Below are 16,880 nucleotides of genomic sequence, written 5' to 3' on the forward strand. Positions count from 1 at the left end.
TCGTTATTCGGCTCGGGCTCGCACATGTATCGCCGCGAACGGCTCATTCTGCACCAGCTCGACCAAGGATTCCTTGACCAGTTCGAGGATCGCCATAAAGGTCACCACTACCCCCAGACGTCCTTCTTCAGCGGTGAACAGCTCGACAAAGGGCACGAAACCGCCACCCTTGAGCCGCTCCAGTACATCGCTCATGCGTTCGCGGGTGGACAGTGCCTCGCGGCTGACCTGGTGGCTTTCGAACATGTCGCCCCGGCGCAAGACCTCGGCCATGGACATCAGCAACTCTTCCAGACTCACGTCCGGCAGCAGCTTGCGCGCCCGGGCTTCCGGCGCGTCGAGCTTGGGCACCACGACATCGCGGCCGACGCGGCTCAGGCCATCGATACCTTCGGCGGCGGCCTTGAAGCGTTCGTACTCCTGCAAGCGGCGGATCAGTTCGGCGCGAGGGTCGTCTTCCTCGTCTTCGATCGTTTCGGCTCGCGGCAGCAGCATCCGCGACTTGATCTCGGCAAGCATCGCGGCCATTACCAGGTACTCGGCGGCCAGTTCCAGGCGCACCGACTGCATCAGCTCGACATAGCCCATGTACTGGCGAGTGATTTCCGCCACCGGGATGTCGAGAATATTGATGTTCTGTTTGCGGATCAGGTACAGGAGCAGGTCGAGCGGGCCTTCGAAGGCTTCCAGAAAGACCTCGAGCGCATCCGGCGGGATGTACAGGTCCAGCGGCATTTCCATGACCGCCTGGCCATAGACCATGGCGAAAGGCAGTTCTTGCTGGGCGCCGGCCTGGCTGTCGACGGGTTCTGGTTCTACTGCAGACATCTACGCCTCGGCCATGAATGGCGTTGGGTCGCCGCAACCGACACGGATGACTTCCGGCTCGCCGTCGGCGAGGTTGATCACGGTGGACGCCTTGATCCCGCCGAAACCGCCGTCGATGATCAGGTCCACCTGATGCTCCAGCAACTGGCGCATTTCGTAGGGATCGGTCAACGGGTCGGTATCGCCGGGCATGATCAGGGTCACGCTCATCAGCGGTTCGCCGAGTTCTTCCAGCAGCGCCAACGCAATCGGATGGCTCGGCACGCGCAGGCCGATGGTGCGTTTTTTCGGGTGCAGCAACAGCCGCGGAACTTCGCGGGTGGCGTTGAGAATGAAGGTGTAAGGCCCTGGCAAATGGGCCTTGAGCAAACGGAAAGTACCGGTGTCGATCTTGGCGAACAGCCCCAGCTGCGACAGGTCGCTGCAGATCAGCGCGAAGTTGTGCTTCTCATCCAGCTGACGCAAACGACGCACACGCTCCACGGCGGTCTTGTCACCGATCTGGCAACCAATGGCGTAGGAAGAGTCTGTGGGATAAATCACCACCCCGCCGTTGCGGATGATCTCGACAGCCTGTTTGATCAGGCGCGCTTGCGGGTTTTCCGGATGAATCTGGAAAAATTGACTCACATTCTCTACCTGTTCAGACGGCGGCAATAATTGGGTCATGTTTGAATCGACACCACAGTGGTGGCAGATCCTCCGGGAGCGGGCGGTATTCACCGATCTCGGACCAGCCTCCAGGGCCATGAAAATCACTGCCGGCACTGACCAGCAGACCAAACTCGCGGGCAAGAATCGCCAGGCTGCCCACTTGCTCGGCGGGCTGATGGCCATTGACCACTTCAATCGCGTGGCCCCCGGCTTGAATATAGTCAGAAATCAGGCGGCGACGCTTGCTGCGAGTGAAATCGTAGTGCCAGGGGTGCGCCAGGCTGACCCAGGCACCCGCGGCGCGCAGGGTCTCGACGGTGTCTTCGAGGGTCGGCCAGTGCAGCTTGACGTCTCCCAGCTTGCCGGCGCCCAGCCATTTGCGGAACGCTTCGGCGCGATCCTTGACGAAACCTTCGCGCACCATCCAGTCGGCGAAGTGCGGACGGGCCGGCGCGTTGCCGCTGTCGCCCAGCTCCTGCTGAATCGCCCGGGCGCCGTCAAGCGCCCCCGGCATACCTTTCAGCGCCAACTTGCGGCTTATTTCTTCGGACCGAAGCCAACGGCCATCGTGCAGTTTGGCGATGGCCTCGACCAACGGCGCGGCATTGACGTCGAAACCATAGCCCAGCACATGAATGGTCGCCCCGCCCCAGGTGCAGGACAATTCGACGCCGTTGACCAGTTGCATCCCCAGCGCCGTCGCGGCGCTACGGGCCTCGTCGAGGCCTTCAAGGGTGTCGTGATCAGTCAAGGCCAGGACTCGCACGCCTTTCTCGAACGCACGCGCAACCAGTGCCGCAGGCGCCAGGGCGCCATCGGAGGCCGTGCTATGGCAGTGCAAATCAACATTCACAGGACTATGTAACCTCAAATCAGCGGACGCTATCGCGCGTCAATATGTTTGTTATTATGCCGCCACATCCTGCTTCTGGCTGCCACTGTGAAACAATTCATCGACTTCATCCCGCTTCTGCTGTTTTTCATCGTCTTCAAAATCGACCCGCGGGTCGTCGACATTGGCGGTCATCAACTGTCTGTCGGTGGTATTTACAGCGCCACCGCGATGCTGATCATCAGCTCCCTGGTGGTCTACGGCACGCTGTACATCAAGCAGCGCAAGCTGGAGAAGAGCCAGTGGCTGACCCTAATTGCCTGCCTGGTCTTCGGCAGCCTGACCCTGGCGTTCCACAGCGAAACCTTCCTGAAATGGAAAGCCCCGGTGGTCAACTGGCTGTTCGCCCTCGCGTTCATCGGCAGCCACTTTGTCGGTGACCAACTGCTGATCAAACGCATCATGGGCCACGCGCTGACCCTGCCGGAGCCGGTCTGGACCCGGCTGAACATCGCCTGGATCGTTTTTTTCCTGTTTTGCGGTGCCGCCAACCTGTTCGTCGCGTTCACCTTCCAGAGCTACTGGGTAGACTTCAAGGTCTTCGGCAGCCTGGGCATGACTTTGCTGTTCCTGGTCGGCCAGGGCATCTATCTGTCCCGCCACCTGCACGACGCCGACACCAAAACGCCAAAAACCGAGGACTGACATGCTTTACGCAATCATTGCCACAGACGTCGCCAACTCCCTGGAAGCCCGACTGGCCGCACGGCCTGCGCACCTTGAGCGTCTGCAAGTGCTCAAGGGCGAAGGTCGTATCGTATTGGCCGGTCCACACCCGGCGGTCGACAGCAATGATCCGGGCGCAGCCGGTTTCACTGGCAGCCTGATCGTCGCCGAATTCGAGTCCCTGAGCGCCGCCAAGGCCTGGGCCGACGCCGATCCGTACGTTGCCGCAGGCGTCTACGCCAATGTTCTGGTCAAGCCGTTCAAGCAAGTCCTGCCGTAAAGTTCTCGCGTGCGGTGAATCTCATTGATTCATCGCACGTTCAATCGCTCATTATTCTCGTTTACCGGCCGACAACCTGCCCAATACTCGTATTGGAATCAGGAGTTGCGATGCGCAAAGGTCCGTTGTGTCTGATGTTGGTGACGTTGTCGATCATGGCACCCGCCCATGGTGAAGAAAGCGCCAATGGCGGTAATTCGACGCCGCTGTCCTTGAGCGCCGGTAGCCAGATCACCGAGTTGCAGCAGCGCTTGAAAGAAAGCGAGCAGCAACGAGAAACACTGAGCAAACAATTGCAAACCACCGATGGCGAACGCGAAAGCGCCCAGCTGAGCCGGTTGCGCCAGGAGAATCAGCGCCTGAAGCTGCAACTCAAGGAAGCCCTGGCCAGCCCGCTACCGCGCCTGCTGACCGACCAGCAGCAGTGGTTCGTTATTGGGGCGGCAGTAGCGCTATTGGCCCTGCTCTGCGGTATCTTCGCCAGTGGTGCCACCAGAAAACGTAGGCAATGGCTAAATTGAGTGAGTCATGAGCGAGCTGTTACTAATTGATGATGACCAGGAGCTGTGTGAGCTCCTGAGCAGTTGGCTGAGCCAGGAAGGCTTTCAGGTTCGCGCCTGCCACGATGGCCAGAGCGCCCGTCGCGCGTTGGCCGAAACGTCTCCGGCGGCCGTGGTGCTGGACGTGATGCTGCCGGACGGCAGCGGCCTGGAACTGCTAAAGCAACTGCGTAGCGACCATCCGGATTTGCCGGTGCTGATGCTGTCAGCCCGTGGCGAACCGCTGGACCGCATCCTCGGCCTGGAACTGGGCGCCGACGATTATCTGGCCAAGCCGTGCGACCCACGGGAACTGACCGCCCGCCTGCGCGCGGTGTTGCGCCGCAGTCATCCGACGGCGGTCTCCAGCCAGCTCGAGCTGGGCGACCTGTGCTTCAGCCCGGTGCGCGGGGTGGTCAGCATCGATGAACAGGAATTCACCCTCACCGTTTCCGAAAGCCGCCTGCTCGAAGCCCTGCTCAAGCAACCCGGCGAACCGCTGGATAAGCAGGAACTGGCGCAAATCGCCCTCGGTCGCAAACTGACCCTGTATGACCGCAGCCTGGACATGCACGTCAGCAACCTGCGCAAAAAAATCGGCCCACACCCCGACGGCCGCCCACGCATCGTGGCCCTGCGCAGTCGCGGTTACTACTACAGCCTCTGAATCCAACGCGATCCCCCTGTAGGAGCTGCCGAAGGCTGCGATCTTTTGATCTTCAGCGTCATCACTTACGCCGAAAATCAAAAGATCGCAGCCTTCGGCAGCTCCTACGTGGACCGTGTCGGAATTGTCAGGAAGGCAGAAAACCGTCTTTACCCAAGCTTTACGCTCCGCTGACCGCCGTTGACCTTGATCTGCGTAATCTGCACACATCCGGAACGTACCGGGAACGAGACAAGGAGATACACCATGCGCAAGACTCTTATCGCTCTGATGTTTGCTGCCGCCCTGCCGACCGTTGCCATGGCCATGCCTGAAGGCACAGGCCCTATGGGTGATCACATGGACGGCTCACGCCACGGCGGTCAGATGCACGGCATGCACGGTAAAGGCCCTTACAGCCAACTGGACCTGAGCCGCGAACAGCGCGAGCAGATCCGCAAAATCATGGGCGAGCAGATGCACGAGCGTCAGCAACTGGTCGACAAGTACCTGGAAAAACTCTCGCCAGCCGACCAGAAAGCCCTGAAAGACGAGATGGAGGCCAAGCACAAGAAAGCCGAAGCCGACGTTCGCGCCCTGCTGAAACCGGATCAACAGAAGCAATTCGACGAGATCCAGAAGAAACAAGCTGAGCGTCGCGCCGAATGGGCCGAGTTCCAGGCCTGGAAAGCGCAGCAAGCGCAAAAAGCGCAATAATGCGTTAACCCCGGACCCAACGGTTAATCACCGTTGGGTCTGATGTCACTCAGTTCATTGTGTGGCGAGGGGGCTTGTCGGAACGCCGCATCGCCCCGTTCGGCTGCGAAGCAGTCATAAACCCGTTGCATGCGGTTTAGCGTTGAGATGCCGGGGCCGCTTCGCGACCCAACGGGGGCAAGCCCCCTCGCCACACATTGATTTGGGCTTGTTCGAGGATTTTCTGTGCGCTCATTGTTCTGGCGTATCCTGGCCAGCTTCTGGCTGGCCATCGCTCTGGTTGCAGGGCTTTCCATTTTGCTGGGGCACATGCTCAACCAGGACGCGTGGATTCTCAGTCGCCACCCGGGCCTCAATACCCTGGCCGAACAGTGGACGCAAACCTACGAAAGCCAGGGCGAAGAAGCCGCCCAGGACATCCTGGAGCAGCGCAAGCGCCAATATCACATCGACGTTCAGGTGCTCAACGAGGCAGGAGACCCGGTGGTACGCGGCACCTTCCCTCGGCGTGCAGCCGCCTTCGAAGCACGGCAGCAAAACGATGATCGGCGCCTGCCGTGGCGACGCCTGACCGATGAATACACCAGCGCCAAGACGGGCGACACCTACCTGCTGATCTATCGCATTCCCCACCCGGAACTGGACGCCTGGCACCGTGAGAGCCTGCTCTGGCCGTTGAGTGCGCTGGGTATTGCCCTGGTGGTACTGACCCTGTTCAGCCTGCTGGTGACCTTTTCCATCACCCGACCGCTGAGCCGTTTACGTGGCGCAGTGCATGAGTTGGGGCAGACGACGTATCAGCAAAACAGCCTGGCGCAACTGGCTAACCGCCGCGATGAATTCGGTGTGCTGGCCAACGACTTCAACCGCATGGGCGCGCGCCTGCAAAGCCTGATCGGCAGTCAGCGGCAATTGCTGCGCGATGTGTCCCACGAGTTGCGTTCGCCCTTGGCCCGACTGCGCATTGCGCTGGCACTGGCCGAGCGGGCCAATCCCCAGGAGCGGGAAAAACTCTGGCCGCGCCTGACCCGTGAATGTGATCGACTGGAAGCACTGATCAGCGAAATCCTGGTGTTGGCGCGGGTCGATGCCGACAACGCCAGTGCCGAAGAAGTGGATCTCAATGCACTGCTCAATACCCTGCAAAAGGATGCTCAGCTAAGTTCGCCGGAGCAGAACGTGCGCCTTGAGGCCGAGCCGCAACTGAACCTCAGAGGTTGGCCGACCATGATCGAGCGCGCCGTGGACAACCTGCTGCGCAATGCCCAGCGCTTTAACCCGGTCGGGCAACCGATCGAAATGCAGGCGTCGCGTCAGGGCGACAGGATTGTGGTCAGCGTGCGCGATCACGGCCCCGGAGTAGAAAACGAGCATTTGAATCAGCTGGGTGAGCCGTTCTATCGGGCACCGGGGCAGACAACGGCCGGGCATGGCCTGGGGCTGGCCATCGCACGCCGTGCGGCGGAACGCCATGGCGGCAGCCTGGTGCTGGCCAATCACCCTGGGGGCGGGTTTATTGCCAGCCTGGAATTGCCGTTGGTGCCGGGGGCGGTGGTGCAGCCGTAAATCGGGGGTGATGCAAAAAGATCGCAGCCTCGTTTCACTCGACAGCTCCTACAAGTGCAACGAGGCTGCGATCTTTTGATCTTCAGGCCTTACCAGGCCAGGCGCTGACAAACTCGGCCAGATCAACCTTCTCCGCCACACGCGGTTCTTTCTGCGGTGTACCGAGATAAAGGAACGCAATCACCTCTTCCCCTTCAGCCAGGCCCAACCCTTTGGCTACATGCGGCGAATAGGCCAGCTCACCAGTGCGCCACACGGCGCCAATGCCTTGCGCGTAAGCGGCCAGCAAAATCCCGTGAGCCGCGCAGCCTGCCGCCAACAATTGTTCGGATTTCGGGTATTTGACGTGATCCTGCAAACGCGCGATCACCACAACCACCAGCGGTGCACGCAGCGGGCCGTTACGGGCCTTGTCCAGCGCGGCTTCTGACACCTCGCTGTCTTGCAGTTTCGCCGCTTCGGCCAGCAACTCGCCCATTTGCTCGCGCGCTTCGCCTTCGACTGTCAGGAAGCGCCAAGGCTGCAAATGGCCGTGGTCTGGCGCACGCATCGCGGCGGCAAACAGCACTTCGCGTTGCTCGGCAGTGGGCGCCGGATCAAGCAGTCGTGGAACGGAAACACGGTTGAGCAAAGCGTCGAGAGCCTGCATCGGCCACCTCCTGAAAAAAATGTCTGCCTATTCTAGCGGTATCCGGCACAGGGCTGTCGGTTTACATGCCCTGCCCCGCAGGTAGAATGGCGCCCTTCCCTACTTCAGCCCGAGCGGACTTCATGGCGTTGCCGACCTTACGGATCATTGGTTTCATCATCGGCATCTTCCTGATCACGCTGGCCATTTCCATGGCCGTGCCCATGGCTACCCTGGTGATCTTCGAGCGCACCAGCGACCTGCCGTCATTCCTCTGGGCCAGCATGATTACCTTTGTCGCCGGCCTGGCCCTGGTGATTCCGGGGCGCCCCGAACACATCCATCTGCGCCCGCGAGACATGTACCTGCTGACCGTCAGCAGCTGGCTGGTGGTGTGCATCTTCGCCGCCCTGCCGTTCCTGCTGACCCAGAACATCAGCTACACCGACTCGTTCTTCGAAAGCATGTCCGGCATCACCGCCACCGGCTCGACGGTGCTCACGGGCCTGGACACCATGTCCCCCGGCATCCTGATATGGCGCTCCTTGCTGCACTGGATCGGCGGGATCGGCTTTATCGGCATGGCGGTAGCGATTCTGCCATTGCTGCGCATCGGTGGCATGCGGCTGTTTCAGACCGAGTCGTCAGACCGTTCCGAAAAGGTCATGCCCCGTTCGCACATGGTGGCGCGTTTGATCGTTGCGACCTACGTCGGCATCACCATTTTCGGCAGCCTGGCGTTCTGGTGGGCCGGGATGAGCCCGTTCGACGCGATCAACCATGCGATGTCGGCGATTTCCACCGGCGGGTTTTCCACCTCCGACCAGTCTTTGGCCAAGTGGCCAGAGCCTGCGGTGCATTGGGTCGCGATCGTCATCATGATTCTCGGCGCCCTGCCGTTCACCCTGTATGTCGCCACATTGCGCGGTAACCGTCGGGCGCTGATCAAGGATGAACAGGTGCAAGGCTTGCTCGGCATGCTGCTGGTGACCTGGCTGGTGCTCGGCACCTGGTACTGGTGGACCACCCAATTGCATTGGCTGGACGCCTTGCGGCATGTGGCGCTGAACGTCACTTCGGTGGTGACGACGACAGGTTTTGCACTGGGGGACTACAGCCTCTGGGGCAACTTCTCGCTGATGCTGTTCTTTTACCTGGGGTTTGTTGGCGGCTGCTCGGGTTCGACCGCTGGCGGGATCAAGATTTTCCGCTTCCAGGTGGCCTACATTCTGCTCAAGGCCAACCTTAACCAGTTGATTCACCCGCGCGCGGTGATCAAGCAGAAGTACAACGGCCACCGTCTCGACGAAGAAATCGTGCGTTCGATCCTGACCTTTTCGTTCTTTTTCGCCATCACCATTTGCGTGATCGCTCTACTGCTGTCGCTGCTCGGCGTGGACTGGATGACCGCCCTGACCGGCGCGGCCAGCACGGTGTCCGGCGTCGGCCCAGGGTTGGGCGAAACCATTGGCCCGGCGGGTAACTTCGCCAGCCTGCCGGATGCCGCGAAGTGGATTCTCTCGTTCGGCATGCTGCTGGGCCGACTGGAGATCATTACGGTGTTTGTTCTGTGTATCCCTGCGTTCTGGCGTCACTGACCGGCGTGAGCGCTTCCGTCAGCCGCGCCCGGTATTCGCCGGGGGTAGTATCGAACCAGCGTCGGAAAGCGCGGAAGAAGTTGCTCGGATCGGCAAACCCCAGCAGGTAGGCAATTTCCAGTAGCGTCATGCTTGGTCGCGCCAGGTATTGCTCGGCCAGTTCACGCCGCGTGTCATCCAGCAACGACTGAAAACTCGTGCCCTCTTCCTGCAAGCGTCGCTGCAAGGTGCGTTGCGACAGGTGCAGCGCCTGCGCCACTGCATCGCGCTTGGGTTCGCCCTGGGGCAGCAAGCGGCACAACACCTGCCGCGCATTGTGGGTCACGCGGCTCTCGGCAAACCGCGCCAGGTATTCACCGGCAAAGCGGTCGTGCAGCAGCGCCATGGCCTCGTTGGCGGTGGGCAACGGCGCCTCCAGGTCAGCGCGCTCGAAAATCAAGGCGTCATAGGGCGCATTGAACATCATCGGCGCGTGGAAGGCTTGCTTATACGGTTCGAGGTCGTCGGGTTGATCGCCCTGCAGCAGCACTTTGCGCGGACACAGCGTGCGCCCGGTCAACCAGCCGCAAAACGCCAGGGCACAGGCCATCGATGCTTCGGCGCTTTGTCGGGTCGGCGGCAAGTGGTCGCCATGCACCGTCAGAATCAGCGCATAACCCTCGTCCAGTATGCGAAAACTCAGATCGGCACTTTCGGCGATGATTCGCTGATAACGCACCAGACGTTGAAAGCCTTCGGCCAGGGTCCGGCTGGACATCAAGGCATAACCGGCGACGTGCAGGGACGCCGGTCGCACCACCTTGCCCATGTTCAGGCCGATCGCCGGGTTGCCGGACAGCTCGACCGCGCGCTGCCATAGCCGCGTCATGGAATCTTGCGGGAACCGCGCATCCGGATCATCCAGTGCCGCATAGTCGAGCCCTAGCTGTTTGAACAAAACCCGGCAATCCAGGCCGTCCATTTCCAGTGCTTTGACAATCCCCATCGCCCAGCTTGCAGAAGTCGTTCTTTCGCTCATGGCGTTTACTACGTGATGGCCGCATGCCACGACCCAATTCCGAAGGATACTAAAGTGGCGCCTATTGTCACTGGCTGATGCCAATGATCACTCTAGACTTAAATAGGCTACCCGCAGCGCAACTTGTCGCCTGCGCACACACCACAGAGATCGCAGTCGTGGAAAACATCAAACGTTTCAACAGCTTCGCTGCGTTTTACCCGTATTACCTCAGCGAACACCGCAACAGCACTTGTCGACGATTGCACTTTGTCGGCACCACGCTGGTTATTTTCATTTTGGCGCTGACCATCGCCAAAGGCCCATGGTGGCTGTTGCTGGCCCTGCCGCTGGCCGGTTACAGCTTCGCCTGGGTCGGGCATTTCTTCTTCGAGAAGAATCGTCCTGCAACCTTTCAGCATCCTTTTTACAGCCTGCTCGGCGATTTCGTCATGTACCGCGACATGATTGTAGGTCGCGTGCCGTTCTAGGCTCCTTTGGCCACAAAAGCGTCCTGTGCAGCCAGTGCAGCGCTCTGGATCCGAGTCCTACACTCCAAACATCCCTTTCGATAAGAACAAGAGGATAGCCGATGAATGCCCGCGCCCGTTTTACCCACATGCAGGACGGCACGCAGCAAGACTGGGCGATCATCGCCGCAGACTTCAGTGCCTATGCCCGGCAATTGCCTACAAGGATCGTGGCGCATTTGAAATTACTGGAAGGTGATTTCGGCGGATTCCCGGTGGATCGCCTGACCCACTCGCTGCAAACCGCCAGCCGTGCCTGGCGCGATGGCCGCGACGAAGAGTACGTGGTCTGCGCCTTGCTCCATGACATCGGCGACACACTGGGGTCCTACAACCACCCGGACATCGCCGCGGCGATCCTCAAGCCGTTCGTCAGTGCCGAGAACCTGTGGATGGTGGAGAAACACGGGATTTTCCAGGGCTATTACTTCTTCCATCACCTGGGCATGGACCGGCACTTGCGCGAGCAATTCAGCGCTCATCCGCAGTATCAGGCGACCATCGATTTTTGCGCCCGGTACGATGCAGCGGCGTTCGATCCGGCATACGACACACTGCCGCTGAGCTTCTTCGAACCGATGATGGAACGGTTGTTTGCGCAGCCGAAGAACTCGATCTACAAGGCGGCGATGGAAGAACAAGCGCCAGCCTGAAGATCAAAGGATCGCAGCCTTCGGCAGCTCCTACATGGGAATGCGATCTCCTGTAGGAGCTGCCGCAGGCTGCGATCTTTTGATTTTGCTTTTACGCCGGCTCAGCGACTTTAATTGCCTTCAATTCCGCCTCCCGCGCCTGCGCATCGGCCAACCGGTACAACTCGATCGAGCCGTCCCAATGCTCGATCAGCGCCGTGCACGATTCCACCCAATCCCCGCAATTGAGGTAATCCACCTCACCAACCTTGCGAATCTCGGCATGGTGAATGTGCCCACACACCACGCCATGCAACTCGCGTTTGACGCATTCGTGGGCAATGGCTTCCTCAAAATCGCTGATGAAACTGACGGCGGTCTTGACCTTGTGCTTGAGGTACGCCGACAACGACCAATAGCCGTAGCCATAACGGGCCCGCCAATGGTTGAGCCAACGGTTGAGGGTCAGGGTGAATTCGTAGGCCGAGTCGCCGAGGAACGCCAGCCAGCGGTGATAGCGAGTAATCACGTCGAACTGATCGCCATGAATCACCAGCAGATGACGACCATCGGCGGTCACGTGCACGGCTTCGTCCACCAGCTGGATATTGCCCAGCATCAGTTTCGAATAACGGCGCAGGAATTCGTCATGGTTGCCGGTGACGTAGATAACTTCTGTGCCGCGCTTGCTCATGGTCAGCAGGCGACGAATCACGTTGGTGTGCGCCTGGGGCCAATACATGCCGCTACGCAGCTTCCAGCCGTCGATGATGTCACCGACCAGGTAAATCCTGTCGGCATGGTAGCCCTTGAGAAACTGCGACAGGTGTTCGGCCTGGCAGTCCCGTGTGCCCAAATGCACGTCGGAAATCCATAAGGTCCGCACACGTTGCTTACGGCTGGGTTTGGCGAGCTCGGCGCTGGTCATGGGCAACCCTCTGGACAAGTTTTGGCAAGCTTGCGCCGGTCGGGTTAATTGCCCATGACAATCGCAAGTCAGTCCTGTGACAACGCGCGAACGCAGGGCCTCGGTGTAGACTGGCGGCTTCACTCATCAATATCGCCACGAGACCTGCGATGAGACCGATCCTCACACTGCGCCAATACACCCACGACCTGATCGTCCACAGCCACGACCACGCGCAACTGGTATTCGGGCTGTCGGGCGCACTGGATTTCGAGGTCGAGGGGCTTGGCAGTCAGGTGGTTCAGCAGAGTTTCGTGGTGGTGCCGTCCGGGGCGCATCATGCCTGCGACAGTGCCCATGGCAGTCGTTGCCTGGTGCTGGATGTGCCGAGCGATCAGTGGGTGTCTCAGTCACTGGGGGACCACGCCGAGGCCAGCCGCCGCTTGCTCGACAACGCCGGGCGCCTGTCGCTGGACGCCGGGCAAAGCCAATTGGTGAGCTGGCTGGCCGGCAGCCCGATCAGCGATCCGCTGATCGCCCAGCAAGGCGCGGTGTTACTGCTGGCCAGCCTCAACAACGCCAAGCCCGACACGGTCGGCGGTCGGCGTCTACCGTATGCGGCGCTCAATGCTCACATCGATCAATACGCGGCCTATCCACTGCAAGTCGCCGATCTGGCGCGCATTGTCGGCCTGTCCAGCGCTCGCTTGCACGCGCGGTTCGTGGCGGAATGCGGGCAAACACCGATGGACTACATCCGCAGTCGCCGGCTGCACATCGCCGTGCGCTTGTTGCGCGATTCGGCGCTGCCCATTGGCGAGATCGCGTGTCGGGTCGGCTACAGCTCCCAGAGCGCATTCGCCGCAGCAGTGCTACGTGAATTCGGCGCCTCACCCGGTAAATTGCGCCGCGAGGCTGGCGACAAATGACGCGAGTCTGGCGACAGACATAACCGGCTGAGCACGATTCAATGTAGGAGCTGCCGAAGGCTGCGATCTTTTGATCTTGCTTTTGGAGATCAAGGTCAAAAGATCGCAGCCTTCGGCAGCTCCTACAGGGGCCGACGGTGTCGTCGGCCAGATTCGATGCGTTATTCAAGGACTGCAATGACTCCCCGTACCGCCCTTGGCGCTCTGCATATCGGTGCACTGATGTTCGGCCTGACCGGCGTGTTCGGCAAACTTGCCGCTGCCTCACCGGCAATCATCGTGTTCGGTCGTGCCGCGTTTGCCGTCCTCGCCTTGGCGTTTTTCGCCCGGTTCGCCAGTAATACCCGTTGGCAGACACTCGACGCCGTGGACTGGCGCCGCCTGTTGCTCAGCGGCTTGCTGCTGACCGGGCACTGGGTGAGTTTCTTCATTGCGGTGAAGGTGGCCGGGGTGGCGATCGCGACCCTGGGCTTTGCCAGTTTCCCGGCGTTTACCGTGATCCTCGAAGGGCTGATTTTCCGCGAGCGCATCCGCGCCAATGAAATTCTGCTGGTGGTGCTGGTCAGCATTGGTTTGGTACTGGTCACACCGGACTTCGATCTGGCCAGCGGCGCCACCACCGGCCTGTTGTGGGCAGTAGCCTCCGGCCTGCTGTTCTCCCTGCTGTCCCTGACCAACCGCGCCAGCTCCGGGCGAATCCCGCCGGTGCAGGCGGCGCTGTGTCAGAACGTAGTGGTTGCGATCTGCCTGCTGCCGGTGGCGATGCCGCAGTTGAACGAAGTACGCGCCATCGACTGGCTGTGGATTGGCCTGCTCGGGGTGTTCTGCACCGGCGTCGCTCACAGCCTGTTCGTCGCCAGCCTGGCGGTGATCAAGGCCCGGACCGCGTCAGTGGTGTTTGCCCTGGAGCCGGTTTACGGCATCACCCTGGCCTGGTTGTTGTTCGATGAAAACCCGACGCTGCGCATGCTGATCGGCGGCGCGTTGATCATCGTGGCCATCGTGGTCTCCAGCCGGTTGTCCGGCGGTTCAAGCCACAAGACCGTTGCCGCGCAAGCGCCGTCTCACTGAGTGCGGTCGTTGTGGCCCAGGTCGCGGTCCGGATCGATCTGATCGCGGACCCGCTGCTTGAGCACCTTGGCCTCGGGGAAACCGCCGTCGGCCTTGCGTTCCCAGAGCTGCACATCGTCGCAGAAAATGTGGAATACCCCACCAGTGCCGGGCACCAGGGATACTTTGCCCAGGTCGTCGCCGAAGGTGCTGAGCAGTTCCTGGGCCAGCCAGGCGGCGCGCAACAGCCATTGGCATTGCGTGCAGTAGGTGATGACGATTTCCGGTTTACGTGCGGTCATGATTGGCAAAACTCCTCTGCCTGAAGGCGTCGCCATGATAAACCGCATAACCGAAATGATCTTCAGCGAATACCCGCCAACAGCGTTCGGGCCGTCTCCTTCAGTGGTTCGTCGCCTTCCTTGAGCAACTCGTTCAGCAGCTCGATGGCGCTGTCCAGATCGCCGTCGTCAATGCAGGTCTGGGCCTGTTCGAGTTTGCCCGCGCTGCTCGGCTCGGCCGGTTCAAGATCGATCAATTCAGCAGTCAGCGGTTCAAGCTCCAGCGACTGGCCCGGATCGCTGAATTCGTTGAGAAAGGTCTCGTCCAGAGATTGCGAGTCAGGTTCGGCGACCCATTCAAGCTCGGGCTCATCCAGCGTCGGCTCGTCGGGTATTTCGAAGACATCGGGCAACACATGCAGGTTCGAGGTGAATCCGGGCTCGTCTGCCGGTGATGGCTGATTCGACGGTTTGGCGCTGGGCGGTGAGTTGTCGAAGGGGCTGATCAGGTCCCAGTTCGCATCCATCGACAGGTCGTCGAGGTTCAGCTGGAACTCATCGCCAGGTGCCGCTTCAGGAGCGGCTACCGTCGGTGGAGCCACCGCTACGGCAGCGACCGCCGGTGCGACGGCGCCAATCAGTTTCGGATGGCGAGCGCGAATGTCCCGAAGTTGCTGCGCGTCAAACCCAGCCTCACGCAGGTTACTTTCCTGCGCGTCATATGCTTGCACATCACCCTGTTTGCCAAAAATTTCCAGCAGCTGTACGGCCAGATCGGTGCGCTGGGGTTCCTTGACCAACGCCTCTCGCAGTAAACCGGCAGCTTCGGACAAACGGCCATAGGCGAGGTAGATACTCACCCCTTCCAGCACGTCGCCTGCAGCAGTCTCATCCGCCGAGCCGGCCACCGATTGCGTCTGGGTGGCTGGCCTGGCTGTTTCTGCCGTGCGGTTGAGCACCGGTTCATGACGTGACGACTGCGCGGGTAGCGGCTCGGGTAAGGCCTGAACCTGCTGTCGTTGACGGCGAATGAACACTGCGAGCGACACCAAGGCCACCAACGACAGCAACCCGATGATCAACGGCCAATGGGATGCTTCGGACGTCTCGACAACCACCGGAACCGGCGCCGGCACCTCGGGTGCGGCAGGCGCCGCCGACGCCTGCTTGACTTCCGTCAGTTGGGTTTGCAGCTCAGTCACCTGTTTTTTCTGAACGGCGATCTGCTCGTCCTGCGCCTGCAGCTTCGCATTGAGTTCATCGATGGTCTTTTGCAGCTGCTGGTTTTGCAGCACGCTGGTGGCCAGTTGTTCGGCAACAGGATCATTCGCCGGCGTGGCGGCTGGTTTATCGACATCAGGCTTGGGTGCCGAACTATTCACCGCAGGTGGCGGTGCAACAGCCGGTTCAACAGACGGGAACGCGGAATCCTGAGGGCTCGGCGCGGGGTCGTCGTTGACGGGAACAATCCCAGGTGAACCCGGCGGATCGATCAGCACGGTGTACTCGCGCAGCAAACGCCCATTGGGCTGATTGAGCTGCACCAGAAAATTCAGAAAGGGTTCCTTGACCGGTTTACTGGACGTCACCCGGATCAGGTTGCGGTTGCCCCGCAGGATCGGCGTGAACTTCAGGTTATTGAGGAAGAACACCCGCTCGACACCGGCGCGGCTGAATTCTTCCGCCGTCGCCAGGCTGACCGACAGCTCGCCCTCCTCCAGCCCCCCGACATCCAGCAGGGCGATATCGGCGCTGAACGGCTGATTCAACGCCGAATGCTGGGTGATCTCACCCAAGCCTAGCGCGGGGGCCAATGCCGAGTAAGTGACGGCACCACCGACCAGCAGCAGCCGGGTGCAACACCGCAATACAACGTGCCAACTCTCGAGCATGAGCATCCCTTAGATAACCAGAACCAACCTGTATGCATTCGCACATCCGGTACGAACACGATATTGCCTAGTAGTTCTTTATAGTCTGCCCAACGGGGTATCTCAAAAGTCCGACGCGTGGTTGTGCCTCAAGATTTTTCCAGGTTGCCCAGGATGTGCGCGTGGACACGCATGCAGACCTTCAAATCCGCCTCATCAACGCCTTCGAACAATTCGTGGCGCAGTTGCGTGGCAATGGTTTCAATTTGTTCGATCAAGGGGCGGGCCGGGGCACAGAGGACGATTTTTTTCGCCCGACGGTCTTCCAGCACCGATTGGCGTTGCACCAGGCCCTGACTTTCCAGGCTATCGAGCAGCCGAGCCAGGGTAGGCCCTTCGACGCCGACGCTTTGCGCCAGTTCACGCTGGGTGGGAGCATCATCGAAACGCGCCAGGTGCAGCAGCACCAGCCAGCGCGCCTGGGACAGGCCCAGGCCAGCCAGTCGGCGGTCCAGTTCGGCACGCCAGCCGCGAGACATCTGGGCCAGTTGCATGCCAAAGCGGTGTTGATCGGTTAACGGCATAAAACACTCATGATTAGACTGAAATAGAGAAAAACTAATTATTAGTCAGCTAAGCATGACCTTTGGCTATAGGCAAGGTTTGCTC

The 16,880-nt window shown here is 60.4% G+C and carries 20 protein-coding genes; 11 read left to right on the top strand and 9 right to left on the bottom strand.

What is annotated here, in order from left to right:
• Positions 1 to 3 precede the first annotated feature (3 nt).
• Genes ACEN9A_RS22000 through ACEN9A_RS22010 form a run of 3 tightly spaced genes read right to left on the bottom strand, consistent with a single transcriptional unit; the run spans position 4 to position 2,335 of the window.
• Positions 4 to 828, bottom strand: coding sequence for a segregation and condensation protein A (locus ACEN9A_RS22000; protein ID WP_007938531.1), 825 nt, complete (start codon positions 826 to 828; stop codon positions 4 to 6).
• Complete coding sequence (locus ACEN9A_RS22005) at positions 829 to 1,458, bottom strand: L-threonylcarbamoyladenylate synthase (RefSeq protein WP_007938530.1); 630 nt, start codon at positions 1,456 to 1,458, stop codon at positions 829 to 831.
• Between the two features lie 13 nt (positions 1,459 to 1,471).
• Positions 1,472 to 2,335 carry a PHP domain-containing protein gene (locus tag ACEN9A_RS22010; RefSeq protein ID WP_018929935.1) on the bottom strand — a complete coding sequence of 288 codons (864 nt, stop codon included), beginning with the start codon at positions 2,333 to 2,335 and terminating at the stop codon, positions 1,472 to 1,474.
• Between the two features lie 87 nt (positions 2,336 to 2,422).
• Here ACEN9A_RS22010 and ACEN9A_RS22015 point away from each other — a divergent pair, with 87 nt between their 5' ends.
• The 6 genes from ACEN9A_RS22015 to ACEN9A_RS22040 all read left to right on the top strand — a co-directional run bounded on the left by ACEN9A_RS22015 (position 2,423) and on the right by ACEN9A_RS22040 (position 6,788).
• Positions 2,423 to 3,019 (top strand): septation protein A, encoded by a 597-nt coding sequence (locus ACEN9A_RS22015; protein WP_258670613.1) that lies wholly within the window; start codon positions 2,423 to 2,425, stop codon positions 3,017 to 3,019.
• Position 3,020: 1 nt separating this feature from the next.
• Positions 3,021 to 3,320 carry a YciI family protein gene (locus ACEN9A_RS22020; protein ID WP_019579534.1) on the top strand — a complete coding sequence of 100 codons (300 nt, stop codon included), beginning with the start codon at positions 3,021 to 3,023 and terminating at the stop codon, positions 3,318 to 3,320.
• 110 nt (positions 3,321 to 3,430) lie between these two features.
• Positions 3,431 to 3,841 carry a hypothetical protein gene (locus tag ACEN9A_RS22025; RefSeq protein WP_018929933.1) on the top strand — a complete coding sequence of 137 codons (411 nt, stop codon included), beginning with the start codon at positions 3,431 to 3,433 and terminating at the stop codon, positions 3,839 to 3,841.
• Between the two features lie 7 nt (positions 3,842 to 3,848).
• On the top strand, positions 3,849 to 4,526 hold the full coding sequence (locus ACEN9A_RS22030; RefSeq protein WP_008010984.1) for a response regulator transcription factor: 678 nt from the start codon (positions 3,849 to 3,851) through the stop codon (positions 4,524 to 4,526).
• A 246-nt stretch (positions 4,527 to 4,772) separates the two neighbouring features.
• Complete coding sequence (locus ACEN9A_RS22035; RefSeq protein WP_019648068.1) at positions 4,773 to 5,222, top strand: LTXXQ domain-containing protein; 450 nt, start codon at positions 4,773 to 4,775, stop codon at positions 5,220 to 5,222.
• A gap of 225 nt (positions 5,223 to 5,447) precedes the next feature.
• Complete coding sequence (locus tag ACEN9A_RS22040; protein WP_258670618.1) at positions 5,448 to 6,788, top strand: sensor histidine kinase; 1,341 nt, start codon at positions 5,448 to 5,450, stop codon at positions 6,786 to 6,788.
• Positions 6,789 to 6,870: 82 nt separating this feature from the next.
• Here the strand turns inward: ACEN9A_RS22040 and ACEN9A_RS22045 are convergent, their stop codons facing one another.
• Positions 6,871 to 7,437: an NAD(P)H nitroreductase gene (locus ACEN9A_RS22045; protein ID WP_258670621.1), complete on the bottom strand. Its 567-nt coding sequence runs from the start codon at positions 7,435 to 7,437 to the stop codon at positions 6,871 to 6,873.
• A gap of 122 nt (positions 7,438 to 7,559) precedes the next feature.
• Here ACEN9A_RS22045 and ACEN9A_RS22050 point away from each other — a divergent pair, with 122 nt between their 5' ends.
• Positions 7,560 to 9,014 (top strand): TrkH family potassium uptake protein, encoded by a 1,455-nt coding sequence (locus ACEN9A_RS22050; RefSeq protein ID WP_018929928.1) that lies wholly within the window; start codon positions 7,560 to 7,562, stop codon positions 9,012 to 9,014.
• Here ACEN9A_RS22050 and ACEN9A_RS22055 read toward each other — a convergent pair.
• On the bottom strand, positions 8,971 to 10,032 hold the full coding sequence (locus ACEN9A_RS22055) for an AraC family transcriptional regulator (RefSeq protein WP_218187014.1): 1,062 nt from the start codon (positions 10,030 to 10,032) through the stop codon (positions 8,971 to 8,973). The two genes, ACEN9A_RS22050 and ACEN9A_RS22055, sit on opposite strands and share 44 nt — an antisense overlap.
• A 158-nt stretch (positions 10,033 to 10,190) precedes the next feature.
• Here ACEN9A_RS22055 and ACEN9A_RS22060 point away from each other — a divergent pair, with 158 nt between their 5' ends.
• Both ACEN9A_RS22060 and ACEN9A_RS22065 read left to right on the top strand, forming a co-directional pair.
• Entirely contained in the window at positions 10,191 to 10,502 is a 312-nt protein-coding gene (locus ACEN9A_RS22060) for an Mpo1-like protein (RefSeq protein ID WP_258670625.1), read from the top strand.
• A 101-nt stretch (positions 10,503 to 10,603) separates the two neighbouring features.
• Complete coding sequence (locus tag ACEN9A_RS22065; RefSeq protein WP_258670627.1) at positions 10,604 to 11,194, top strand: HD domain-containing protein; 591 nt, start codon at positions 10,604 to 10,606, stop codon at positions 11,192 to 11,194.
• Positions 11,195 to 11,285: 91 nt separating this feature from the next.
• Here the strand turns inward: ACEN9A_RS22065 and ACEN9A_RS22070 are convergent, their stop codons facing one another.
• Positions 11,286 to 12,101, bottom strand: a complete 816-nt coding sequence (locus ACEN9A_RS22070; protein WP_018929924.1) for a UDP-2,3-diacylglucosamine diphosphatase — start codon at positions 12,099 to 12,101, stop codon at positions 11,286 to 11,288.
• A 149-nt stretch (positions 12,102 to 12,250) separates the two neighbouring features.
• Here ACEN9A_RS22070 and ACEN9A_RS22075 point away from each other — a divergent pair, with 149 nt between their 5' ends.
• The gene (locus ACEN9A_RS22075) at positions 12,251 to 13,009 is read left to right on the top strand and encodes a helix-turn-helix transcriptional regulator (RefSeq protein ID WP_258670629.1); all 759 of its coding nucleotides are present in this window, start codon (positions 12,251 to 12,253) and stop codon (positions 13,007 to 13,009) included.
• 177 nt (positions 13,010 to 13,186) lie between these two features.
• Positions 13,187 to 14,080 (top strand): DMT family transporter, encoded by an 894-nt coding sequence (locus ACEN9A_RS22080; protein ID WP_258670630.1) that lies wholly within the window; start codon positions 13,187 to 13,189, stop codon positions 14,078 to 14,080.
• Here the strand turns inward: ACEN9A_RS22080 and ACEN9A_RS22085 are convergent.
• The 3 genes from ACEN9A_RS22085 to ACEN9A_RS22095 form a co-directional block, all read right to left on the bottom strand.
• Entirely contained in the window at positions 14,074 to 14,361 is a 288-nt protein-coding gene (locus ACEN9A_RS22085; RefSeq protein WP_007895010.1) for an Rdx family protein, read from the bottom strand. The genes ACEN9A_RS22080 and ACEN9A_RS22085 overlap by 7 nt on opposite strands.
• Positions 14,362 to 14,423: 62 nt before the next feature.
• The gene (locus ACEN9A_RS22090) at positions 14,424 to 16,232 is read right to left on the bottom strand and encodes a motility hub landmark protein FimV (protein ID WP_258670633.1); all 1,809 of its coding nucleotides are present in this window, start codon (positions 16,230 to 16,232) and stop codon (positions 14,424 to 14,426) included.
• Between the two features lie 128 nt (positions 16,233 to 16,360).
• Entirely contained in the window at positions 16,361 to 16,795 is a 435-nt protein-coding gene (locus tag ACEN9A_RS22095; RefSeq protein ID WP_018929920.1) for a MarR family transcriptional regulator, read from the bottom strand.
• Positions 16,796 to 16,880 lie beyond the last annotated feature (85 nt).

The sequence above is a fragment of the Pseudomonas sp. Pseusp18 genome, from assembly GCF_059506005.1.